The sequence below is a fragment of the Flavobacterium sp. LK-23 genome, assembly GCF_058135255.1.
Window position 1 is genome coordinate 428,520 of sequence record NZ_JBYUVT010000002.1, and the last position, 20,782, is coordinate 449,301.

At 34.3% G+C, this 20,782-nt stretch carries 16 protein-coding genes; 8 read left to right on the forward strand and 8 right to left on the reverse strand.

Annotated elements, in window-relative coordinates; all coding sequences use genetic code 11:
- The first annotated feature begins 500 nt into the window (after positions 1-500).
- On the forward strand, positions 501-1,985 hold the full coding sequence (locus tag AC3Y25_RS05315; protein ID WP_253251744.1) for a sensor histidine kinase: 1,485 nt from the start codon (positions 501-503) through the stop codon (positions 1,983-1,985).
- Between the two features lie 64 nt (positions 1,986-2,049).
- Entirely contained in the window at positions 2,050-2,181 is a 132-nt protein-coding gene (locus AC3Y25_RS05320) for a hypothetical protein (protein WP_256385508.1), read from the forward strand.
- Between the two features lie 265 nt (positions 2,182-2,446).
- Here AC3Y25_RS05320 and AC3Y25_RS05325 read toward each other — a convergent pair whose 3' ends face one another.
- Positions 2,447-3,700, reverse strand: a complete 1,254-nt coding sequence (locus AC3Y25_RS05325) for a S41 family peptidase (protein ID WP_095927799.1) — start codon at positions 3,698-3,700, stop codon at positions 2,447-2,449.
- A 216-nt stretch (positions 3,701-3,916) separates the two neighbouring features.
- Here AC3Y25_RS05325 and AC3Y25_RS05330 point away from each other — a divergent pair, with 216 nt between their 5' ends.
- Positions 3,917-5,038, forward strand: a complete 1,122-nt coding sequence (locus AC3Y25_RS05330) for a sensor histidine kinase (RefSeq protein ID WP_095927800.1) — start codon at positions 3,917-3,919, stop codon at positions 5,036-5,038.
- On the forward strand, positions 5,035-5,739 hold the full coding sequence (locus AC3Y25_RS05335; RefSeq protein WP_095927801.1) for a LytR/AlgR family response regulator transcription factor: 705 nt from the start codon (positions 5,035-5,037) through the stop codon (positions 5,737-5,739). The genes AC3Y25_RS05330 and AC3Y25_RS05335 overlap by 4 nt, the downstream gene beginning before the upstream one ends.
- Here AC3Y25_RS05335 and AC3Y25_RS05340 read toward each other — a convergent pair.
- Both AC3Y25_RS05340 and AC3Y25_RS05345 read right to left on the reverse strand, forming a co-directional pair.
- The gene (locus AC3Y25_RS05340; RefSeq protein ID WP_095927802.1) at positions 5,734-6,438 is read right to left on the reverse strand and encodes a LytR/AlgR family response regulator transcription factor; all 705 of its coding nucleotides are present in this window, start codon (positions 6,436-6,438) and stop codon (positions 5,734-5,736) included. The two genes, AC3Y25_RS05335 and AC3Y25_RS05340, sit on opposite strands and share 6 nt — an antisense overlap.
- Positions 6,438-7,268: a sensor histidine kinase gene (locus AC3Y25_RS05345; RefSeq protein ID WP_095927803.1), complete on the reverse strand. Its 831-nt coding sequence runs from the start codon at positions 7,266-7,268 to the stop codon at positions 6,438-6,440. Before AC3Y25_RS05345 ends, AC3Y25_RS05340 begins: the two co-directional genes overlap by 1 nt.
- A gap of 204 nt (positions 7,269-7,472) precedes the next feature.
- Here AC3Y25_RS05345 and AC3Y25_RS05350 point away from each other — a divergent pair, with 204 nt between their 5' ends.
- Complete coding sequence (locus AC3Y25_RS05350) at positions 7,473-8,360, forward strand: ABC transporter ATP-binding protein (protein ID WP_095927804.1); 888 nt, start codon at positions 7,473-7,475, stop codon at positions 8,358-8,360.
- 63 nt (positions 8,361-8,423) lie between these two features.
- Positions 8,424-11,732 (forward strand): ABC transporter permease/M1 family aminopeptidase, encoded by a 3,309-nt coding sequence (locus AC3Y25_RS05355; protein ID WP_489902002.1) that lies wholly within the window; start codon positions 8,424-8,426, stop codon positions 11,730-11,732.
- Positions 11,733-12,225: 493 nt separating this feature from the next.
- Here AC3Y25_RS05355 and AC3Y25_RS05360 read toward each other — a convergent pair whose 3' ends face one another.
- The 5 genes from AC3Y25_RS05360 to dnaK all read right to left on the reverse strand — a co-directional run bounded on the left by AC3Y25_RS05360 (position 12,226) and on the right by dnaK (position 17,319).
- Positions 12,226-12,567 carry a helix-turn-helix domain-containing protein gene (locus AC3Y25_RS05360; RefSeq protein ID WP_095927806.1) on the reverse strand — a complete coding sequence of 114 codons (342 nt, stop codon included), beginning with the start codon at positions 12,565-12,567 and terminating at the stop codon, positions 12,226-12,228.
- A 107-nt stretch (positions 12,568-12,674) separates the two neighbouring features.
- Positions 12,675-13,424 (reverse strand): hypothetical protein, encoded by a 750-nt coding sequence (locus AC3Y25_RS05365; RefSeq protein WP_489902003.1) that lies wholly within the window; start codon positions 13,422-13,424, stop codon positions 12,675-12,677.
- Positions 13,424-14,680 (reverse strand): tyrosine-type recombinase/integrase, encoded by a 1,257-nt coding sequence (locus tag AC3Y25_RS05370; RefSeq protein WP_482491145.1) that lies wholly within the window; start codon positions 14,678-14,680, stop codon positions 13,424-13,426. Before AC3Y25_RS05370 ends, AC3Y25_RS05365 begins: the two co-directional genes overlap by 1 nt.
- Positions 14,677-15,231: a helix-turn-helix domain-containing protein gene (locus AC3Y25_RS05375; protein WP_482491144.1), complete on the reverse strand. Its 555-nt coding sequence runs from the start codon at positions 15,229-15,231 to the stop codon at positions 14,677-14,679. Before AC3Y25_RS05375 ends, AC3Y25_RS05370 begins: the two co-directional genes overlap by 4 nt.
- A gap of 204 nt (positions 15,232-15,435) precedes the next feature.
- Positions 15,436-17,319 carry a molecular chaperone DnaK gene (dnaK, locus tag AC3Y25_RS05380; protein ID WP_248726323.1) on the reverse strand — a complete coding sequence of 628 codons (1,884 nt, stop codon included), beginning with the start codon at positions 17,317-17,319 and terminating at the stop codon, positions 15,436-15,438.
- A 476-nt stretch (positions 17,320-17,795) separates the two neighbouring features.
- On the opposite strand from dnaK, the gene AC3Y25_RS05385 reads away from it, so the two are divergent.
- Both AC3Y25_RS05385 and AC3Y25_RS05390 read left to right on the forward strand, forming a co-directional pair.
- Positions 17,796-19,361 carry a rhomboid family intramembrane serine protease gene (locus AC3Y25_RS05385; protein ID WP_489902004.1) on the forward strand — a complete coding sequence of 522 codons (1,566 nt, stop codon included), beginning with the start codon at positions 17,796-17,798 and terminating at the stop codon, positions 19,359-19,361.
- A 94-nt stretch (positions 19,362-19,455) separates the two neighbouring features.
- The gene (locus AC3Y25_RS05390) at positions 19,456-20,751 is read left to right on the forward strand and encodes a Na+/H+ antiporter (RefSeq protein WP_489902005.1); all 1,296 of its coding nucleotides are present in this window, start codon (positions 19,456-19,458) and stop codon (positions 20,749-20,751) included.
- The last annotated feature ends 31 nt before the right edge of the window (positions 20,752-20,782 follow it).

Consider the following 20,782-nt stretch of genomic DNA (forward strand, 5'->3'; position numbering starts at 1 on the left):
AACATCATAATCTTTAAGTATAGTTTCAAAATCAATTGTTTTGCAATGGCAATTCCTATTTCTCCCTTTTCAATCATTTTTGCTTTTATATCCTTATTTTATAATTACTCTAAACAAAGAAACAGCCAAAAAAATACGTATCATAAAGAAAAATAAAATGAATTTTCAATCTATAATTAGATAACTTAACAGGATTCGAACACGAGGAATAGAGTCAGGATTAAGTTTTTATTATCCTAAATTGTATTGAATTGATTCATTGACAAATAATGATACCCATTTAGAAAATTACCTTTCATTTAATGATTACTTATATCTTCCCCTCTCAGATCCCCTTTATTAATTGTTGCTGGACTGAGTTTAAAAATTAGTTTGTTTCTGCATAAAAAGCTTACACAATTTCCACATTAAACATGGGAATTATGAAACATCTTAGTAAGCCGGCATAATGCAGTCAGTACCGCTTTAGGATAACTTTACAGCACCAAAAAACATAATCTATGCATCCAAATACGATTCTTCTGCAAGACATAGCGGACAATACCCTTCTGCCTACGGCCGTCTATACTGGTGATAATCTTATGATTGTATTTGCTAACCAAGCTATGACCGAAACGTGGGGAAGAGGAAAGCAGGTGCTGGGCAGAACATTTAGCGAAGTGCTTCCAGATTCTAAAAAAGAATATTTATCTAATCAGGCTCTTAGCGTTTTAAAAACGGGAATACCAATTCAGGACCGGGATGAAAAAGTAGAAGTCAGCAGAAATGGTGTAATTTTATCCTATTACTTGAACTATAGTTTTATTCCGCTTTACGATCCAGATAAAAATATCTACGGCGTACTTAATACCGCTGCAGATGTTACAGAACTTCATGAATCCAGAGAGAAGACCCTTAAGGCAGATGAAAGGCTTAAAATGGCAATTGATGCTTCCGGCATAGGAACATACGAGATAAATCTAACAACCAGAGAAGTTGCTTCATGCGGAAACTTTAAGCAGATTCTAGCAGTTGATGAACTGAAAGATATTGATGTTTTAATTTCAAAAATCCACCCCGAAGATCTGGCTGTCCGGGAGAATGCACATAGAGAAGCCGAAATTACAGGGCTGATATCTTATGAAGCAAGAATAATCAGCAGCGGCCAATCTGAGAAGTGGGTAAAAATAACCGGAAAGATTGTTCGTGATTTAAATGGATCGCCCCAGACCATTATAGGAACTATTCTGGATATTAATGAGCAGAAGAAGTTTCAGGAAGAATTAAAAAAACAGGTTGCACAAAACACAGAAGAGCTTCGCCGCTCCAATGATGATCTTCTGCATTTTGCACATATTGTCAGCCATGATCTTAAAGAGCCTGTAAGGAAAATTAAGTTTTTCAATAATCTCTTAAAAAATGAGGCGCAGGATTTTATAAAAGAAAAATCTAAAAAATATTTTGACAAACTGGATCAGAGTGCACAGAGAATGCAGAATATTATTGAAGGGATTTTAGCCTACTCCACTATTAACAAATCCATACAGACTGTTGAAAAAATAAATCTCAATGAGATTTTTGAAAATATTAAGACCGATCTCGAGCTTATCATGAAAGAAAAAGGAGCCATACTAATTACCCGAGAACTTCCTGATATCCAAGGGGCACCAATTCTAATACACCAGCTCTTTTACAACCTTATTCAAAATGCCCTAAAGTTTTCAAAACCGGATCAGCCCCCGCGTGTTACCATAAAATCGTCGATTATAAAGGATAATGGTTCGGACTTTTTAAGGATCATCATTAAGGATAATGGAATCGGACTGGATCCAGTCTACGCTGAAAGGATTTTTAATGACTTTGAAAGGCTGCATTCCAAAGATGAGTATGAAGGAAACGGCCTGGGTCTCTCGCTCTGCAGAAAAATAGCAAAAAGGCATAATGGAACAATCACCGCTCCGGAAAAAAAGATAAAGGTGCAGAATTTAGAGTTTCTCTTCCATTAAGACAGAGCAGATCTGCAATTTAATAATATCAATTCAGCTGGTCAAATGGCAAAACTGTACAATATTGGAATTACCTTCAATTTTACCGCAAAAAGCTAAGGCGGTTTATAAAGATATTTCACAAGGCAAAGTTTTGCTGCAAAACCGTGGCAAATCGACTATTGGAGCTTCCTGCAAAAGTGCCGCACAAAGCTAAGGCGGATTCTATTTAAGCTGTCTTAAAAAATCAAATAGATTTTTATACCAATCCCCAACAGGACATCAAAACCAAATTCATAAAGCAAGGAAAGACAGACACTATATATGGTAAGTCAATTTCTTCAAATCTTCCATAAAATTTATAGAAATTTGTCCGTTCCTGCCACCACAGCCAAATGGCGCCGATTGAAGACAATTGGCGCCATTTTTTATATGTTTTTTGGATTAATACATTCATCTTACTTTTGTTTATAGATATCTTGTCAATTCATACTTTCCAATTTCTGAATCATTGCTTTTGCAGATTCTGAACCTGAGTCTAATTCGAAAGACTTTTTATATGATTTCAAGGCATTCTCTTTATCCTCATTCAAAAAATACGCTTCACCTAAACTATCCCAGGAATTGGAATCATTTGGAAATAATTTTACATTCTCCTGAAATACAATCAGTGCGCTATCCATTTGTTTGTCCTGCATAAATGCATAGCCAATTTTGTTCAATACATTACTCGTATTTTTTTTCATTGTTTTTTTTACAGCATCTATATACGCATATACAAATGCATCTTTTTCATCCGTTTTTATGTCTGGCTGAACACCTTTTCCTTCCCAATTCGTTTTTGTAACCGGATTAATAGATTGTATATAAGGTAGCGATATTGTAAATCCGTCATTCAAATTAATTCGTTTTGTTCTATTAGCGCCACCTTTAGTGATTTCTCCTACTACTGCTGCCCTGTCCAAATGTTTTAATGTGTAAGTAAATGCTTCTGCAGCTGAAAAAGTATGCTTACTGGTTAGAATATAAAGCGGCTTGTCTGTGCTTCGTTTTCCCTTTACATTTTCAAACGAATATAGTTGTGTTTTTTCATTGGTTTCTCGTTCATAAAAATCACTTAATAAAACAGGTTTTTCATAAAAGAAGTAACTCGATAATAACTGCATCATACTTGGAACACCACCTCCATTAGCACGCAGATCGATAATGATTGCATTAGTATTGCTTAAGAAATTCATTGTAGCTGCAACAGTTTCTTCTGCATATTTTATATCTGCAAATTGGTTTAAATTTAAATAGCCAATATTTCCGTCCAATATTTTTACCTCTTTAAATCCGTAATTAATTTCGGCCATTTGCAAAGCCATTCTTTTCTCCATTTCTAATTGCGCTTCCTGAGAAATAATATTCTTTTCCCTGGTAATATGCTCCGGTTCAAATCGAACTTTTAAATGTAAATCTTTGCTAATACGTTGTAAATCTTCGGTTAGTATTTTAGAGAACTCAACAGGACTTGTAATTTCTTTATATTTATTAGATTTTAAATTTTTATCCAGTTCAATTGTCATTCTTTTTGACAAATCTAAATCGATATAAGATTTTCCAATATGAGTTTTTATTGCCGATACAATGGCCTTTTTCTCTTTTGTATCCAATAGCCGTTTACTGTCTTGTGCCATTGTGTTTTGTACAATTAAAAATAGTGTCAGAAGGATCATTTTAAAATAGTTTTTCATAATGTTTTATTTTTAAATATTTATAATTTACAGCAAACCTATCTGTAAACTAAAATGATTTAAAACTTCTTTCATGAACCTGTAAATAGTTAGCACATACAATTAATTTGTATAATCAAATCTAGTTGAAGTCGAAAATAGTAGTGTTTATGTTTCATTTAAGTGAATTGATGCACATTGTAGGGTAAAAAAGTCAATTTTTGTTAATTTTGACTCATGACTGAATTTCTTAAAAAATACAAAGCTTTTATCTATGGATTGGTGATCCAAAGGATAATAGCGGCTGTTTTGTTACATTTTCATTTTATTTACATAGATAATACCGCACTATTGTCCAACACATTGAGTTTCATTTTTAGCTGGCTGATAATCTCACTGCCTATCCATTATTTTTCATTTTTAAAACAGCATAAAGCCACTAGTTTAAAGTTACTTGTCTTAATTGTCATTTTTTTGGCAATCATTGTAAACGATATGAATTCGAAAATAATTGATAATCCAATAACATTTGTAGGATTAGTTGGTGTTGGATTATCTTTTTTCTCCATTATAGCCCCCTCCTATTTTAAGAAGCATGGCTTGATTCTAATCGGTTTTTATGTTCTGGCCTTAGGCTATTTCTATTATATAAGGGTTTATACTAAAGATGTAAATAATTATTTTCAGCAGGAAAAAGAGATTAAAATTATCCTGACGCTTCCCTTTTTTATTTTACTTTTTATATGGTTTTATCAGCAATGGAAATGGCTCAAAACAATAGAATCAAAAAAAGCTAAAGCAGAGTTATCTTTATTGAAAAGCCAGATCAATCCGCACTTTTTTTTCAATACTTTAAATAATCTATATGGTCTAATAATAGAGAAATCTGATGATGCTCCAAACGTCGTTTTAAAATTATCTGACATAATGCGCTATACCATTTATATGGGAAAACAAGATACCATACCACTAAAGGATGAAATAGAATATTTAAAGAATTACATTGATTTACATAAAATACGATATCAAAAAAGGGTCGATATTTCTTTTAATCATGAGGGGCAGGCTGAATATAAAATTGCGCCATTATTATTTATTATTCCCTTAGAAAATGCTTTTAAGCATGGAGTAGAGCGTTTAACGGAAGATGCTTATATTCACATTAATATAAAAACTGATAATGACCTAATCTGTTTTGACATTGAGAATAACTTTGAAGCGCGGGAATCTCAAACTCCCGGTATTGGATTAAACAATTTAAAACAGCGTTTGAAGCTATTATATCCTAATAAACACCAAATGAAAATTGACATTACAGATTCTATTTATAAATTACAACTAAAAATAGAAATGACATGATATACTATTTAATTATAGATGATGAACCTATTGCACATCGTATTATTGAAAACTATTGCGAAAACTTGATGCATTTGGAAAAGAAAGGAAATTGCTATAATGCCTTTGAAGCTATAGAATTCTTAAATGAAAATTCAGTCGACTTGTTATTTTTAGACATCAATATGCCTAAATTATCTGGCTTCGATTTTTTAAAAACATTACCCAATCCACCTAAAATAATAGTAACCTCAGCCTATAAAGAATTTGCCTTAGAGGGTTATGAACTTAATGTCTCTGATTATCTGCTGAAACCATTTGGTTTTGAGCGTTTCATAAAAGCAGTTAACAAAACAATTGATAATGCTCAAAATAAAAAAAGTATAACAGCAGGGCCAACAAACGAAGCAGAGCCAAAAACAAATAGCTTCTTTTTAAGGGGTGATAAAAAGTACCATCAAATTCATTTTGACGATTTACTGTTTATAGAAGCTTATGGACATTACTGTAAAGTATATCTAAAAAATGACATGATTATAAGTCATCAGAAAATTTCAGATTTTGAACAGCTTCTTCCAAAATTTAATTTTATAAGAACCCATAAATCTTTTATTGCTGCAAAAGATAAAATTAAACAGATTGAAGGTAACAGGATATTAATTGATAAATACAAAGTACCTATTGGACAAACTTATAAAGAAAACATTATGATGCTTTTATAATTTTGAATTTAATAAACCATTTACATTCATCTTATAGAGTTTCCCAATAGGAACTGTAAAATCACTGATCTTGATCCTGTTTCCTTCCACACTTTTAATATGTTTAATGGCAACAGCAAAGGATTTATGTACCTGCATAAAATCATTTTTAGGCAGTAATTCCATCAAATCAGAGAGTTTTTCTCTAACAAGTATTGCATTGTCATTTTTGGTAATTACTTTAACGTAGTTTCCTGATGCTTCTACATATAAGATCATACCAATAAAAATCTGTATGTGTTTTTTATCTGCACGTAAAAAAATGCTTTCTGAATGTTCATCCTCTACAGGATTAATGCTTACTTTAGAAGTCAAACTGGAAATTTTGTTTATCGCTTTTAAAAAACGTTCAAAACCAAATGGTTTTAAGAGGTAGTCAATAATATTAAGTTCATAACCTTCAATTGCGTACTGCTGGTAAGCTGTCGTAACAATAATTTTGGGAGGAGATGCCAGTGTTTTTAAAAATTCAAATCCTTTTAATTTGGGCATATTTAGATCTAAGAAAATTAAATCTACCGTATGATCTCTTAAATAATCCAGAGCCTCTAAGGCATCATAACAATTCTTTTTTAACTGCATATTGGGAAGCATATTACAATACTCCTCAATAATAGTATGCGCTATATGTTCATCATCTATAATTAAATACCTGATCATTATAATTTTAAAATTAAAAGTGCTTTGTATGTAGTATTATTTTTTGAAACTAAAAATTCATGCTTTTTTGGATAAGCCAATTCTAATCTTCTTTTCAAATTCTTAATACCGATACCAGATGACTGACCTGCTAAATCCATATCATAGTTATTCTCTACTTTAAAAGATATAGTATTATTATTTGAACTAAGTTTAATAGTAACAAATGCATTTTCTCTTAAATTTTCGACACCATGTTTAAATGCATTCTCCAAAAGCATTATATAAAGTAAAGGAATTATTTTAAGCTGATCATCCTCCACAGTAGTTTCAAAATTTACGTTTATCTTTTTGTGATAACGTAAAGTATGCAGGTCGATGTAGTTTTTTAAATAGGCAATTTCCTCTCCTATCGTAACAAAATCTTTCTGGCCTTCATAAATACTATAACGCATCATATCAGAAAGTTTCAAAATTAATTCCTGTGCTTTTTTCTGGTCCTTTGCCACCCAGCCGTACAAATTATTGAGCATATTAAAAAAGAAATGGGGATTTACCTGATTCTGCAGATGCAGCAGCTCCATTTTCCCGTTTTCGTTTTTTAGTTTAATAATAAACAAAATTTGTTTTACCAGCCAATAAATACCAAAGCAAAATAATGCCAGATAGAGCAGGAAATAAAAACTGATAATCGGAATGCTGACTTTTGGACTATAGTTTTCAAAAAGTACTACAGAATCCTTATTTGAGGTAATTACTATAAAAAATATTACCACTATTGGGACTGCTGCTAAAACTAAAGCAATTGCCCCGATTATATTCCTCTTGTTATTGTTAGTTGCTAAAATCATAATCACAAATGTAAATTAATAAAAATTATTGATAAAATAAGTTGACAAACAATACATACAACACTTCCAACAGCCAGAAATAAGTGATGAAAACACTTTATGAGCACCAAGTATATTTGTGTCACAAAACAGACTGGTTCATCACATTTACTTTATTGATATCAGCTAAGAAAATATGTTTGTTTAAAATTTAAATTCAAACAAATGAACAGTCTTAACATTTCCAATCTCTCCAAAACCTATTCTAATGGTGTAAACGCGCTGCAAAACATAACGCTGGATATTCCGGTAGGCATGTTTGGTCTTTTGGGTCCCAATGGTGCAGGAAAATCAACTTTAATGAGAACAATCGCCACCTTACAAGAGGCAGACTCCGGCAGCGTGAAACTCGGAGATATAGATGCCCTTAAACAGAAACATGAACTAAGAAAAGTATTGGGATACCTGCCCCAGCAATTTGGTTTGTACCCTAAAATTTCCGCTGAAGTCCTCCTGCACCACTTAGCGGTGTTAAAAGGAATTACTAAGCAAAAAGAACGCCGCGAAATAGTGAATGCCCTTTTACATAAGACTAATCTATATGAGGTAAAAAACCAAAACCTAAGCGGATTTTCAGGCGGAATGAAACAGCGTTTTGGCATCGCGCAGGCATTACTCAATAACCCAAAATTACTTATTGTTGATGAGCCCACTGCCGGACTCGATCCTGTTGAAAGAAACCGGTTTTATAACATCTTAAGCGAGCTTAGTGAAAACACAGTGGTAATACTATCAACGCATATCGTGGATGATGTAAAGGAATTGTGCACGAGCATGGCCATCATCAATAAGGGAGAAGTACTTCTTAAAGGGAATCCTTTGGAACTAATAAACCAGACTGAAGGAAAAATATATCAAAAAACAATTCATAAAAATGAATTGGAAGAGTATAAGAAAGAATATAAAGTAATTGCAGAAAAATTATTTCTTGGAAAACCTATAATTCATGTCATAAGTGAAAACAATCCCGAAAATGGTTTTATCTCAGTAAATGCTGGTTTAGAAGATGTGTACTTTTCGCAGATTCTTGCCAGTTCTAAAAAGAACCTTTAATTCTCCTGAATACTTAATCAAGTAAAATTTTCTATTCTAATCTATTAAAATTAACGATTAACCATGTGGTACGACATATTTAAATTCGAAATCCAATACCGAATAAAACGCCCTGACACCTATATCTTTTTTATTTTTATATTCTTCTTTTCCCTTGCGGGTGTGGACTTTGTCTTTCAAGGGATTGATATGGGTTCCGTAAAAACAAATGCGCCTATAGTAATAGCTAAAGCAATGGCTGCTGTTACCGCAATTTTAATGATGGTGACTTCTTTGATTATGGGTGTTTCAGTATTGCGGGACTATCAATACAATATAGAATCCCTATTATTTGTTAATCCAATCCAAAAGCGGGATTATTTATTAGGCCGGTTTCTAGGCTCTTTTGCAGTATTATTGTTTGTATTTACAGGGCTTTTATTAGGATTTACCCTTGGGGAATTTATGCCTTGGCGTTATCCGGAAAATTTAATGCCTTTTAACTTTTTAGCTTACATTCAGCCCTTTATAATTATAGTGCTGCCCATGCTGTTTTTTGGATCGTCATTGTTTTTTGTTAGTGGCGCTTTAAGCAGAAACTTAATGGTAGTCTATACACAGGGAGTACTTCTTTTTGTTCCCTTTCTATTGACAAAATCTATAAAGAACGATTTCCTGCAAGCCCTTTTAGATCCTTTTTCCCTGACAACGCTCACTGATATGAATGCCTTGTTTACAGCGGCAGAACGCAATTCAACGCTTGTTCCTTTTACTGGTGTGCTTCTATACAATAAATTATTCTGGGTTTTTCTAGGAATGCTTATTTTAATAGTAGGGTACTTCAAGTTTAATTTTAGTACAGCAAAAAACAAAAAACCTAAAGAGAAAAAAATAAAGACTATCCATGACTTAACTACTGCCGCTAACGAGAATCTCAAAATCCCCATAGTATTAATACAGTATAATTTTAAATCACAATTTGTTCAGCTATTACAACTTACATGGTTTTATTTTATATCCATTTGTAAGCAGGTATCATTCTGGGCTATTATCATCTGTGCATTAATTATCATTTTAATAAACTCTATTAATCTGAATACTGCATATGATGCTGCCAGTTATCCTACAACCTATCTTGTTATAAAAGAATTAAAAGAATTATCGCTATATTTTTTTGTAATAATACTAATCTTCTATTCTGGCGAGCTCATTTGGAAAGAAAGAGAAATTAAGCTGGATTTAATCTATGACGCAACATCCATATCGGGTATTATAAGCCTGCTGAGTAAATTCCTGGGCCTTTTATTGATTTATATCGTATTGATACTCTCACTAATTATATTTGGGATTACCTTTCAAACGGCAAACGGCTGGTATCACTATGAACTGGATGTTTATTTCTATGGCTTTTTTATTGAGTTTTTTCCCTTTCTGGTTTTGTACACTTTTATATCTTTTTTCTTTCAGGCGCTGACAAATAATAAATTCACAGGCTTTATTTTAGTAATGGTTTTTGTTATCCTAAATACTGTTTCGGATTTTTTTGGTTTCGAGCACGATCTTTACAAATTTGGCGGGAGCGGTCTGGGTTCCTATTCAGACATGAATGGTTACGGTCACTTTCTAGTATCCTATTTGTGGATTAAGGCATATTGGATTGTATTTGGCATTCTCTTGCTAATCCTCGCTTCGATTCTCTCTGTCAGGGGCACTGAAACCAGTTTAAAAAAACGCATCGAGCTGGGTATGCAGCGCTTTAAAAAACCCATGCTCAAATTTGTATTGTCAGTATTACTGGTATTTGCTTTGCTGGGAAGTTATATTTTCTATAATACCAATATCCTGAACAAATATGAAAGTACCGATGATAAATTAGAATTTAGGGCAGATTATGAAAAAACACTCAAAAGGTTTGAATATCTGCCGCAGCCTAAAATTACCGATGTTAAGCTGCAAGTTGAGCTGTATCCAAAAACCGGAGATTATACTGCTCAAGGCTATTACATGCTTACCAATACCTTAAAAGAACCTATTTATAAAATCTATCTGCAAAAACCGTTGGGCTCGGAAATAAATTTAGAAGAAGTAAATTTTGGACGGGAAGTTTTTTTAGATAAACAATATAACCAATACGGCTTCTATATCTACACCTTAAAAAAACCATTACAAGCAGGTGAGGCTGTTAAAATGAAATTTAAACAGACCTATACAACAAAAGGTTTCAAAGAAAATGATTCTAACAGCAGTGTACTTCATAACGGTACATTCTTGACAAATAAAGCATTTCCAACTTTGGGCTACAGCAAAGAATACGAGCTTGATGAAAGTAGAATCAGGGCAGAATTTGAACTTCCGGCTGCAAAAGGAATGGCCAAAAGAAACGATAAAACGGAATTAACTTATTCAAGTACCGGAGGCAGCGCTGATTTAATCAATTTTGAAGTTACTATCGGGACAGAAAAAAGGCAAAAGGCAATTTCCTCAGGCACTTTACAAAAGAGATGGACATTAGGCAATCGTTCCTATTTCCATTATAAAACAGATAACCCCATAGTAAATCAGTATGCGATAATATCGGCAGATTATGAAGTTTCCAAAAGCAGATGGCACCCTAAAAATAATAGTTTGGCAGTCCCCGTAGATTTGGAAATCTATTATCAAAAAGGACATCAGTATAACGTGGAGAGAATGATCCAGGCTTTCAAATTATCTTTTGATTATTTTTCAGCAAATTACGCCCCTTATCAGCACAGCAATATTCGAATCATAGAAACTCCTGCTTACACCCAGCAAGCAGAGTCGTTCTCCGGTGCAGTGACATTTTCGGAATCCAATGAGTTTATGCTCAATATTGATGACCAATCAGATGTGGATATTATTCTCTACAGAACAGCGCATGAATTAGCACACCAATGGTGGGGAATGCAGCTGCAGGCGGCTAATGTTCAAGGAAAAAATATGATTTTGGAGACCCTGGCCCAATATGCTGCCTTAGTGGTGATGAAAAAGAAATACTCCAAAAAAAAAATAGAGCAGCTTCTGCAAAAAGAACAAGAAGTCTATCTGCAGGCAAAAAAGAGATATACTAATCAAGAAGCACCATTAGAATTAGTTGAAAAACAAGATTATATATTCAATGCAAAAGGAATTTTAGCAATGTACGCTCTTCAGAATTATATTGGGGAAGAAAAGGTTAATCTTGCTTTAAAAAGGTTTATTCGTGATTGGAACAATTCTAACGGAAAATTGAAATCAAAAACTCCTAATTATCCAACATCAAAAGAACTGCTGACTTATTTTATTGAAGTCACCCCTGTTTCTTTGCGTCATAAAGTGTATAGTTTGTTTGAAAAAACGGAATTCGATAGCAATATTATTTTTAGCGATAAATGATTCCCATTTTATTAATTATTCGCAGTAAAAAAATAAAAAATAATAATGGCTAAAATTTATGCTGGAATTATTTTCATAACAATACTTGCCTGTACATTTTTCGGGCAAGTATTTTGAAAATTAAAGGTAGAGCTAATACTTTTTTGTGGCTAAAAGTTAAGTCTGCAGCCAGCAGAAATCAATCATTACAAATTTTGGCATGAAATGCAGCTCATTTCCTGCTTCATGAAATTTGGATCAATGTTAATGGGGATTTTAAAAGCTGGGTTAATTTAGTTTAGAATCCAGTATTTTTAATAAATTTCTAACAAAAACATACCACCGTTAATCAGTTAGTTAACGTTAAACAGAAGCTGCATTGAAAGCGGTTTCGGGCTTAAGGTTCAATCCTGCTCTTGGAACGGTTCAAATCGTGTTAAAGCACAAAATACTAAAAAGAAGCTGTATTTTTCTTTTTGAGGATGTAATCGAGCGACAAAGGTATTCCTGCCGGCTATTTCTTCCGGTTATGATTCAATTTCATCGCTTCTGTTTCGATTTCCTCTACGGTTTTCCTTTTCCCTTTAGAAATCCATTCTAAAAGCTCTTCTTCAAAAAAATACAGCTTTTTACCGTATTTATAGCAGGGAATTTTTCTCTGCCGTACAAGAGCGTAAATTGTAGGCTTTGCTTTTCCTATGATCCAGCTTGCTTCTTCAATACCGATAGGAATACTTTTTTCTTTAGATTCATATACCTGCACATTCTGAATCAGAACTTTGATCTCGGCAATTTCTTTCACTAAGTGCGCTACTGCTTTGGGCAGGTTCTCAAAAGAGATTTCGTTTGTGTCCATAACTGTCGTTTTTAATAGTTATGTTGCAAATGAAAAAAGTGTTTCTGCTGTGTCCTTCTTCACAAGAGAAACACCTGAAAAACACAGTGATTTACAAGTATCGGCATTTAAAAATATGTAAGATCTTCAACAATCTTTAAAAGACCTTTCTGTTCATCATCTTTCAGATGCGTTTTAATGCTTTTCTGCTCAACATCTTTTAAAGCGTCGGCAAAAGTCAGTTTTAAAAATTGTGCGGCTCTGTCCTGCCTGCTGGCTTTAAAACAATTCCAGATATTCCAGCCAAAATGATAAAGATCCAGATTGGACAGATCTTTTACTTTTACCGGCTTAATATTTTCGAAATTTATGCCTTCAGCATATATGATTATATTCCTTCCCAATTGTTCCAGATCTTCATCCGAAACGTACAGCGCAAACTCCCGCTTTGCATAACGGATGGCTGTATCAATCCTTTCCTGTTTTTGATTTCTGGCTGCATTTTGACGCTCCTCCCTTATCTTCTCAATATCAAGGGCTGAATTTTTACTTTCAGGCATTTCGGGCTTAATTAAACCATTCTGAAGCCCTTCTTCTATTTTTACAAGGTCCTCACTTGTAATGAGGCTTTCAGGCGATTGCTTTTTTTCAGCCTTCAAAAAACGATTCAGTATTCCTGCAGCCAATTCGTTTAGAAACAGGCTTAGAATTGCAAACATTAAAACTCCAAATCCAGTGCTGATCCAAAAAAAAACACCGGCCGTATATTCATCCGCACCTTTTTCCAAGAGCACCAGTCTTCCGATTGCACCGACAAAAACACAGACTAAAAAAACAGACAGGTAAACTGTAATATATTCGAAGTACTTTATTTTCATTACGCTCTTTTCTTTAAAGATTCCAATTGTATTGCCTGCGAAGCTCTGTTTTTCTTCTCATCTATTACTTTGGCGTAGATTTGAGTAGTTTTTACGTTGGTATGCCCCAGCATTTTGCTGACCGTATAGATGTCTGTCCCGCTGGACAGCTGCAGTGTTGCAAATGTATGGCGGAAGCAGTGGAAGGTAATGTTTTTTTTAATGCCGGCAGATTCAACCCATTTTTTCAGAGGTCTTGAAATCCACGACGGGTCCGGCAGATCCTCAAAAACAAGCTGCCCGGGAAGCCTTGGCTCTCCACAGAGCTGCAAAGCCTGCTCAGAAATAGGCATATATTCGACACCCCTTGTTTTTTTCTGGGTGAAATGCAGTTTGGCCATGCCGTCTTCCAGGCTTATCTCTTTCCAGCGGAGTTTCTGAATGTCGGAATGCCGCAGGCCGGTAAGCGCTGAGAAAAGCGCGGCTCTTTTAAGGACATCTTTTTCGCAGGGCGTTTCAGCCAGCACGTTCAATTCTTTAATGGTAAGATATTCGCGTCTTGATTCCTGCTCAGGTATGCCTTTTATTTTTGAAGACAAATCAACGGTTAGATATCCGTCGATAAAGGCCTGTTTTAAAGCCGCTTTAAATATGGAAAAATACCTTGCTGCAGTGTTGCGGGAAAGTATTCCTTTTTTGCCTCCTCCGAGCGGCGCAGCCAGCAGAAACAGCTTAAAATCTTCCGCCATTCTGCTGTCAATCTGGGAAAACACCAGCCTGCCTTTGGAATAGCTTTTTAAAAACTCTATGGTCCGCTCCCAATTGATCATAATAGATTTTGAGCTTCGGGCATGCCTTTTTGCTGCCACAGAGGCAATGTATTTGATAAAATCCTCTTTTGCTTTTTCTTTCTGTTCAGCCAATAGGTTCTCAGCATCACTGTACAGATCTGTATTATCATATTCTTTCTGCCTGATTTTACGCACTCCGTCGGCATAGAGCATAATTTCACGGTCGGTTTCGCTTCTGGTGATTATTATTCCGTTATCGCTGCGTCTGGGCTTATAGGATTTTATGCCCTGCGCATCTGTACGGGCGGTTCTCTGCTTGTCCCACTCCACGGTTTTTACGGTTCTGTTTAAGTATTCACGGATTCTCTGTGGCGTTTTCTTTCCGGAAACCTCAACAGGATAGCTTTCTATGTAGACATACCATTCCTCTCGGTCTTCTGCTTTTCGAAGACGCACAGTCACCTTGGTTTTTGCTAATTGTTTCATATAAAATCATTTCCGTTATACAAGTTATCAATTTCGCTTTTTGGAGCATATACATGCTTTCCGATCTGCCTGGTAGGTATTGAATATTTCCTGATATGGCTGTAGACAGAACCTTCAGATATCTGAAATCTTTCAGCTATTTCACCGATGGAATAGCAGTCTTCTTTTTCAAGGCTGTATAATTTTTTCTTCGGTTGGCTTTCAACCTGCGGCAGGCTGCGGGCAGGGCCGAACATCCCTTCCATTACTCTGCGGTCGATCCTTACAAGGCGGGTTCCAAGATTAACTGACGGAATTTTTCCCTGCCCCACAAGCCTGTAGAGGGTTCTTTTGGCAATTCCAAAAAGCATGCCAGCCTCAGAGACGGAAAGAAATGCCCTATCCTGCGGTATTTTCTCTATCATCGCTTTGATATCAGCTTCATTTTTAAGCTGCTTCACCTTCTGCTTGTATGCTTTTTTACTGCATTTTGGCGAGCAGTAGACAGAAGTTACGGTCTTGGGCAGAAACACTTCCCCGCATACAAGACATTGTTTGTTTATTCTTTTCATCTCCTTTATCCCCAATTTAAGTGCCATAAGTATACATAAGTGCCACATTATCGCCTTTTAAGTGCCGGTACAAATATGGTACAAATATATGATAAAAAACGACTAAAAAACAGCATAAACGAAAAAGAACAAAAAAGAAAAACCGCTGTAAACATTTCGTTTACAGCGGTTTAATAACTATTGTTAACTGATGTTAATCAGTACTTATTTGACTTCTTCGAATTCAACGTCTTCAACGTTATCTCCAGAAGACTGCTCTTGTTGTGGAGCAGCTTGCTGTCCTTCACCACCTTGAGCGTACATTGCTTCTGTAGCTGTTTTCCAAGCTGCATTTACATTGTCTAATCCTTTTTGGATTGCGTCAAGATCTTGAGATTGGTGAGCCATTCTCAATTCAGTTAAAGCGTATTCAATAGCTGTTTTTTGATCGTCTGTCAATTTATCTCCTAACTCTTTCAATTGAGATTCAGTTTGGAAGATAGTACTGTCAGCTTCGTTCAATTTCTCAGCTCTTTCTTTTGCAATTCTGTCAGCATCAGCGTTAGCTTCAGCATCTTTTTTCATTTTTTCGATTTCTTCAGCTGTTAATCCAGAAGAAGCTTCGATACGGATATCGTGAGATTTTCCAGTTCCTTTATCAGTTGCAGAAACTTTGATGATACCATTAGCATCGATATCGAAAGTTACTTCGATTTGAGGAACTCCTCTTGGTGCTGGCGGGATACCATCTAAGTGGAAACGACCGATAGTTTTGTTATCAGCAGCCATTGCTCTTTCTCCTTGTAATACGTGGATTTCAACAGATGGTTGAGAATCAGCAGCAGTAGAGAATACTTGAGATTTTTTAGTTGGGATAGTTGTGTTAGACTCGATTAATTTAGTCAATACACCACCCATAGTTTCGATACCTAAAGAAAGAGGAGTTACGTCAAGTAACAATACATCTTTTACATCTCCAGATAAAACTCCACCTTGAATAGCAGCTCCAATAGCAACAACCTCATCAGGGTTAACACCTTTAGATGCTTTTTTACCGAAGAATTTTTCAACTTCGTCAGCGATTCTTGGCATACGAGTAGAACCTCCTACAAGGATTACTTCGTCGATATCAGATGTAGATAAACCTGCATCTTTTAATGCTTTAGCAACTGGCTCCATAGAACGTTTTACTAAAGAATCAGATAATTGCTCAAATTTAGCTCTAGATAATTTTTTCACTAAGTGTTTTGGTCCAGAAGCAGTAGCAGTTACGTATGGTAAGTTGATTTCTGTTTCAGCAGAAGATGATAATTCAATCTTAGCTTTCTCAGCAGCTTCTTTCAAACGCTGTAATGACATTGGATCTAAACGTAAGTCAATACCTTCTTCAGTTTTGAATTCGTCAGCTAACCAGTCAATAATAACTTGGTCAAAATCATCACCACCTAAGTGAGTATCACCATTTGTAGATAATACTTCAAATACACCGTCTCCTAATTCAAGAACAGAGATATCAAAAGTACCTCCACCTAAATCGTAAACAGCAATTTTTTGATCATTTCCTTTTTTATCTAATCCGTAAGCAAGTGCAGCAGCAGTTGGCTCGTTGATGATACGCATAACTTTAAGACCAGCGATTTCTCCAGCTTCTTTTGTAGCTTGACGCTGAGCATCGTTAAAGTATGCAGGAACAGTAATAACTGCCTCAGTTACTGTTTGACCTAAATAGTCTTCAGCAGTTTTTTTCATTTTTTGAAGTGTCATAGCAGACAATTCTTGAGCAGTGTATAAACGACCGTCAATATCCACACGTGGAGTATTGTTGTCACCTTTTACAACACTGTAAGGAACTCTTTTTGCCTCTTCTTGAGTTTCAGCAAAAGTGTGTCCCATAAAACGTTTAATAGAAGCAATCGTTTTTGTAGGATTCGTTACTGCTTGTCTTTTTGCAGGATCACCTACTTTAATTTCTCCACCTTCAACAAAAGCGATGATAGATGGTGTAGTTCTTTTTCCTTCTGCGTTAGGGATAACAACTGCTTCGTTACCTTCCATTACAGAAACACAAGAGTTCGTCGTACCTAAGTCAATTCCGATTATTTTACCCATTTTTTATATATTTAATTTTTGATTTAATTTTATAACTCAGGTGGCATAAGTCAATCTTTGTGCCAATATAAAAAACTAAATAAAATTGTCAGTTTTAGCGTCAGTGCCCTAAAAATCATCTGACAACATGACATTTTTAAAACCTGACATTCGTGGCACGACATATTTTTTTCCTGTCATTATGAAGCAATTATGAAGCTGTTTCCCGCTATCCGCTCTATCTTTTATGCCGAACCCCGGCATAAAAGGGTGCCGCTTCTATCGGGGCTAGGGCATCCGTTTTCATAAAAACTAAAAATAATTTTTAAGAAATTCACATCTTAAATATAATTAAAGCACAACTTTTACCATATTTTAGACAGGAAAATTATATCGTTTCAAAACTAAAAAAAACACACTATAAATAACAAGAAAAATACTATTTTTGAAAATTGATTTAGATTTAGAATTTAAATAGTTACATCGAATAGAATTTTATGAATAAAAATATAATACAGAAACTCAAAATACTGTATATCCCTTTTCTAATTATTTCAATTGGCTTTTGTAGTGCTTATACTTTTTTAAATTGGTTTTTATTAATCAAATTACAATTATTTTCTGTAAAGGAAATTATTGTTGAATTTGGTATTCCATTTATACTTCCCATAATTCCTGTATTATTCTTTTTCAGACCTCGGTTAAAAATTTTGCATTTAAAAAAATCAACGGGAAAAAGTTACAATGACTTCTACTTACTTATTCTTTGGCTTGCAATTTCAGTCCCTACTTTAATTGCTCAAGATTATTTAAAAAACTCAACAGGAAAATTAAGTCACATCGATTATATTAGTCAGATTTCAAAGCAAGAACAAACAAAATATTACAAAGTAAAACGCTTCTATCCAGATAAATCAAAAATTGGAGTTCATGCATCGTTTGAAACTGGAGGAAGGAATAATGAAAACTTTGGTATAACCTTATTTGTAGTTGTTCCTATGTTTGATAAAAAAAAAGACACTACAAATTCAAGTTGTAAATATTGGTTAGGGATAAAATTTAGTGATCTTATGAGCAATAGACTTGATGAAAGAGAAAAACAACATAGATATGAAGAGTTTTTAAAATTAAGTCAATTTGAATTCGATAAAAAAGATTTAAGTGATTTCGTTTATTTAGAAAGAGTTGGTAATTCTGACATTGGTGATGGCTACAAAATGGCATTAAAAAAAGTCACAAAATTGAACACTGAAGGTTCAATAATATTTATTTCAAACGATAAACCATTTGAAAACAGAAAGGGTGACACTCTTAATTGGCTCATTGGAATATTTTTAATTGGTAATATTGTTTGGTTGATAATGGTATTAATTCCAAAATATAACGAAATAGAATTAAGACGCTTAAAAAATGGAACATCCAAAGATAAAGATTTGAAAGAGTTTTTGGATTTTCTAAAACCAAAAGAAGGCTACTTCATCACACCAATTTTAATATATACCAATATCTTGATTTTTTTAATAATGGCTATTGCTGGCTTAGGATTTATATCTTTTAATGGACAAGATTTATTAAACTGGGGAGGAAATTTCAAACCGATTACAATCAATGGACAATGGTGGCGGCTTTTAACAAACATTTTTCTTCATGGTGGTTTAATTCATCTCGTATCAAATATGTTTGGACTTTTGTTTATTGGCTTATTCATTGAACCTGTATTAGGCAAAACAAAATATCTAGTCATATACTTGATTACTGGTATACTGGCAAGTTGTGCGAGTATTTGGTGGCATGAAGCAACGGTAAGCATAGGTGCTTCAGGTGCAATTTTTGGGCTTTACGGTTTATTTCTTGGTTTATTATTAACAAATGTATTTCCTCCAGATTTTAGCAAAACATTTTTAACTACAGCATTAATTTTTATAGGTTACAATTTAATTATGGGATTAGCTGGTGGAATAGATAATGCTGCTCATATTGGTGGTCTTTTGAGCGGTTTCATTATTGGAATACTAATTAGTAAATCTTTAAAAAATCAAAATAGAATATTCGAAGTAAAATAAAATTCATTAATAGTAAGTGCTTCAATGTTTTCTATTAAGCAGATAAACAGTTGAAACAATATTTTTTACATTAGCACTTTTCAAAATTAAAATAATGGAAAACTACAGCATTATCATCTTTATACTTGCAATCGTAATAGGACTATCAGCTTTTGCAGACAAAGCCAAACTTCCCTACCCGATTCTGCTTGTTATTGTTGGAGTTGCCATCGGATTTATCCCTACAATGCAAGAAATAGAAATCAATCCGGAAATTATTTTCCTGATATTTCTTCCGCCATTGTTATATGATGCTTCTTTCAATATTTCCCCAAAACATTTTAAAACGAATCTTAGTACTATTAGCACATTAGCAATCCCACTTGTATTTCTTACTACTTTTTGGATTGCAGTTGTTTCTCACTACATGATTCCAGGCATGATATGGCCTTTGGCTTTTGTACTAGGTGCGATTCTCTCTGCTACAGACGCTGTTGCTGCAATAAACATTACAAAAGGCCTTGGTTTACCCGAAAAAACACTTACAATATTAGAAGGCGAAAGTCTTATAAACGACGCCTCAGCATTGGTTGCCTATCATTTTGCAGTTGCTGCCGTTATGGGTGCTACTTTTATAATCTGGAAAGCCGCTTTTCAATTTGTTTTCTTATTAGGAGGAGGTTTTTTGGTAGGCGCGGTAATGGGGAAAATATTAGGAATCATACTAAGAACGGTTAGAAACAACATTAATGTCGTTGTGAGTTTTATGCTTTTAATGCCTTTTGTCACCTATCTTGTTGCCGAGCATTTACACGTTTCTGGAGTAATCGCTGTTGTTATTCTAGGTTTGGCAATGGCGCGTTTAAGTAGTAAAGTCTTTCCTGAGCACTTAAAAAACAGTTCTAAAAGTCTTTGGGATGTTATTATTTTTCTACTCAACGGATTGATTTTCATATTAATCGGACTCAATTTTCGATATATATTAAAAGACATAGACGATGGTATGATTTTACCCTATATTGGTTATGCCGTAATAATTACAATCGTTGCATTATTAACTAGAATGACAAGAGTGTTTTTTCAAAAGAAAAACTTGCAAAAAGCATTTCTGAAAAAGAAAAACGGAAAAAGAAAAGTAAGTGAAAATGCTCTTCTCGATTTTGGAAACAGCTTAATTATAAGCTGGTCTGGAATGCGAGGCATAGTATCCCTAGCCATTGCCATTGGACTTCCTAAATTCCTAGAAGACGGAACTCCTTTTCCGCTCAGAAATGCTATTATCTTTATATCTGTTGCAGTTGTATTATTGACATTAATCGGGCAAGGATTAACATTGCCGTGGATTGTCAAAAAAATAAATGAAATTGAAGAAAAAAAGAAATCTACTAAAGAAGTTAAAAAGATATTATAAAGCTCTCATTTCTTAGAAATAACTTAATTTT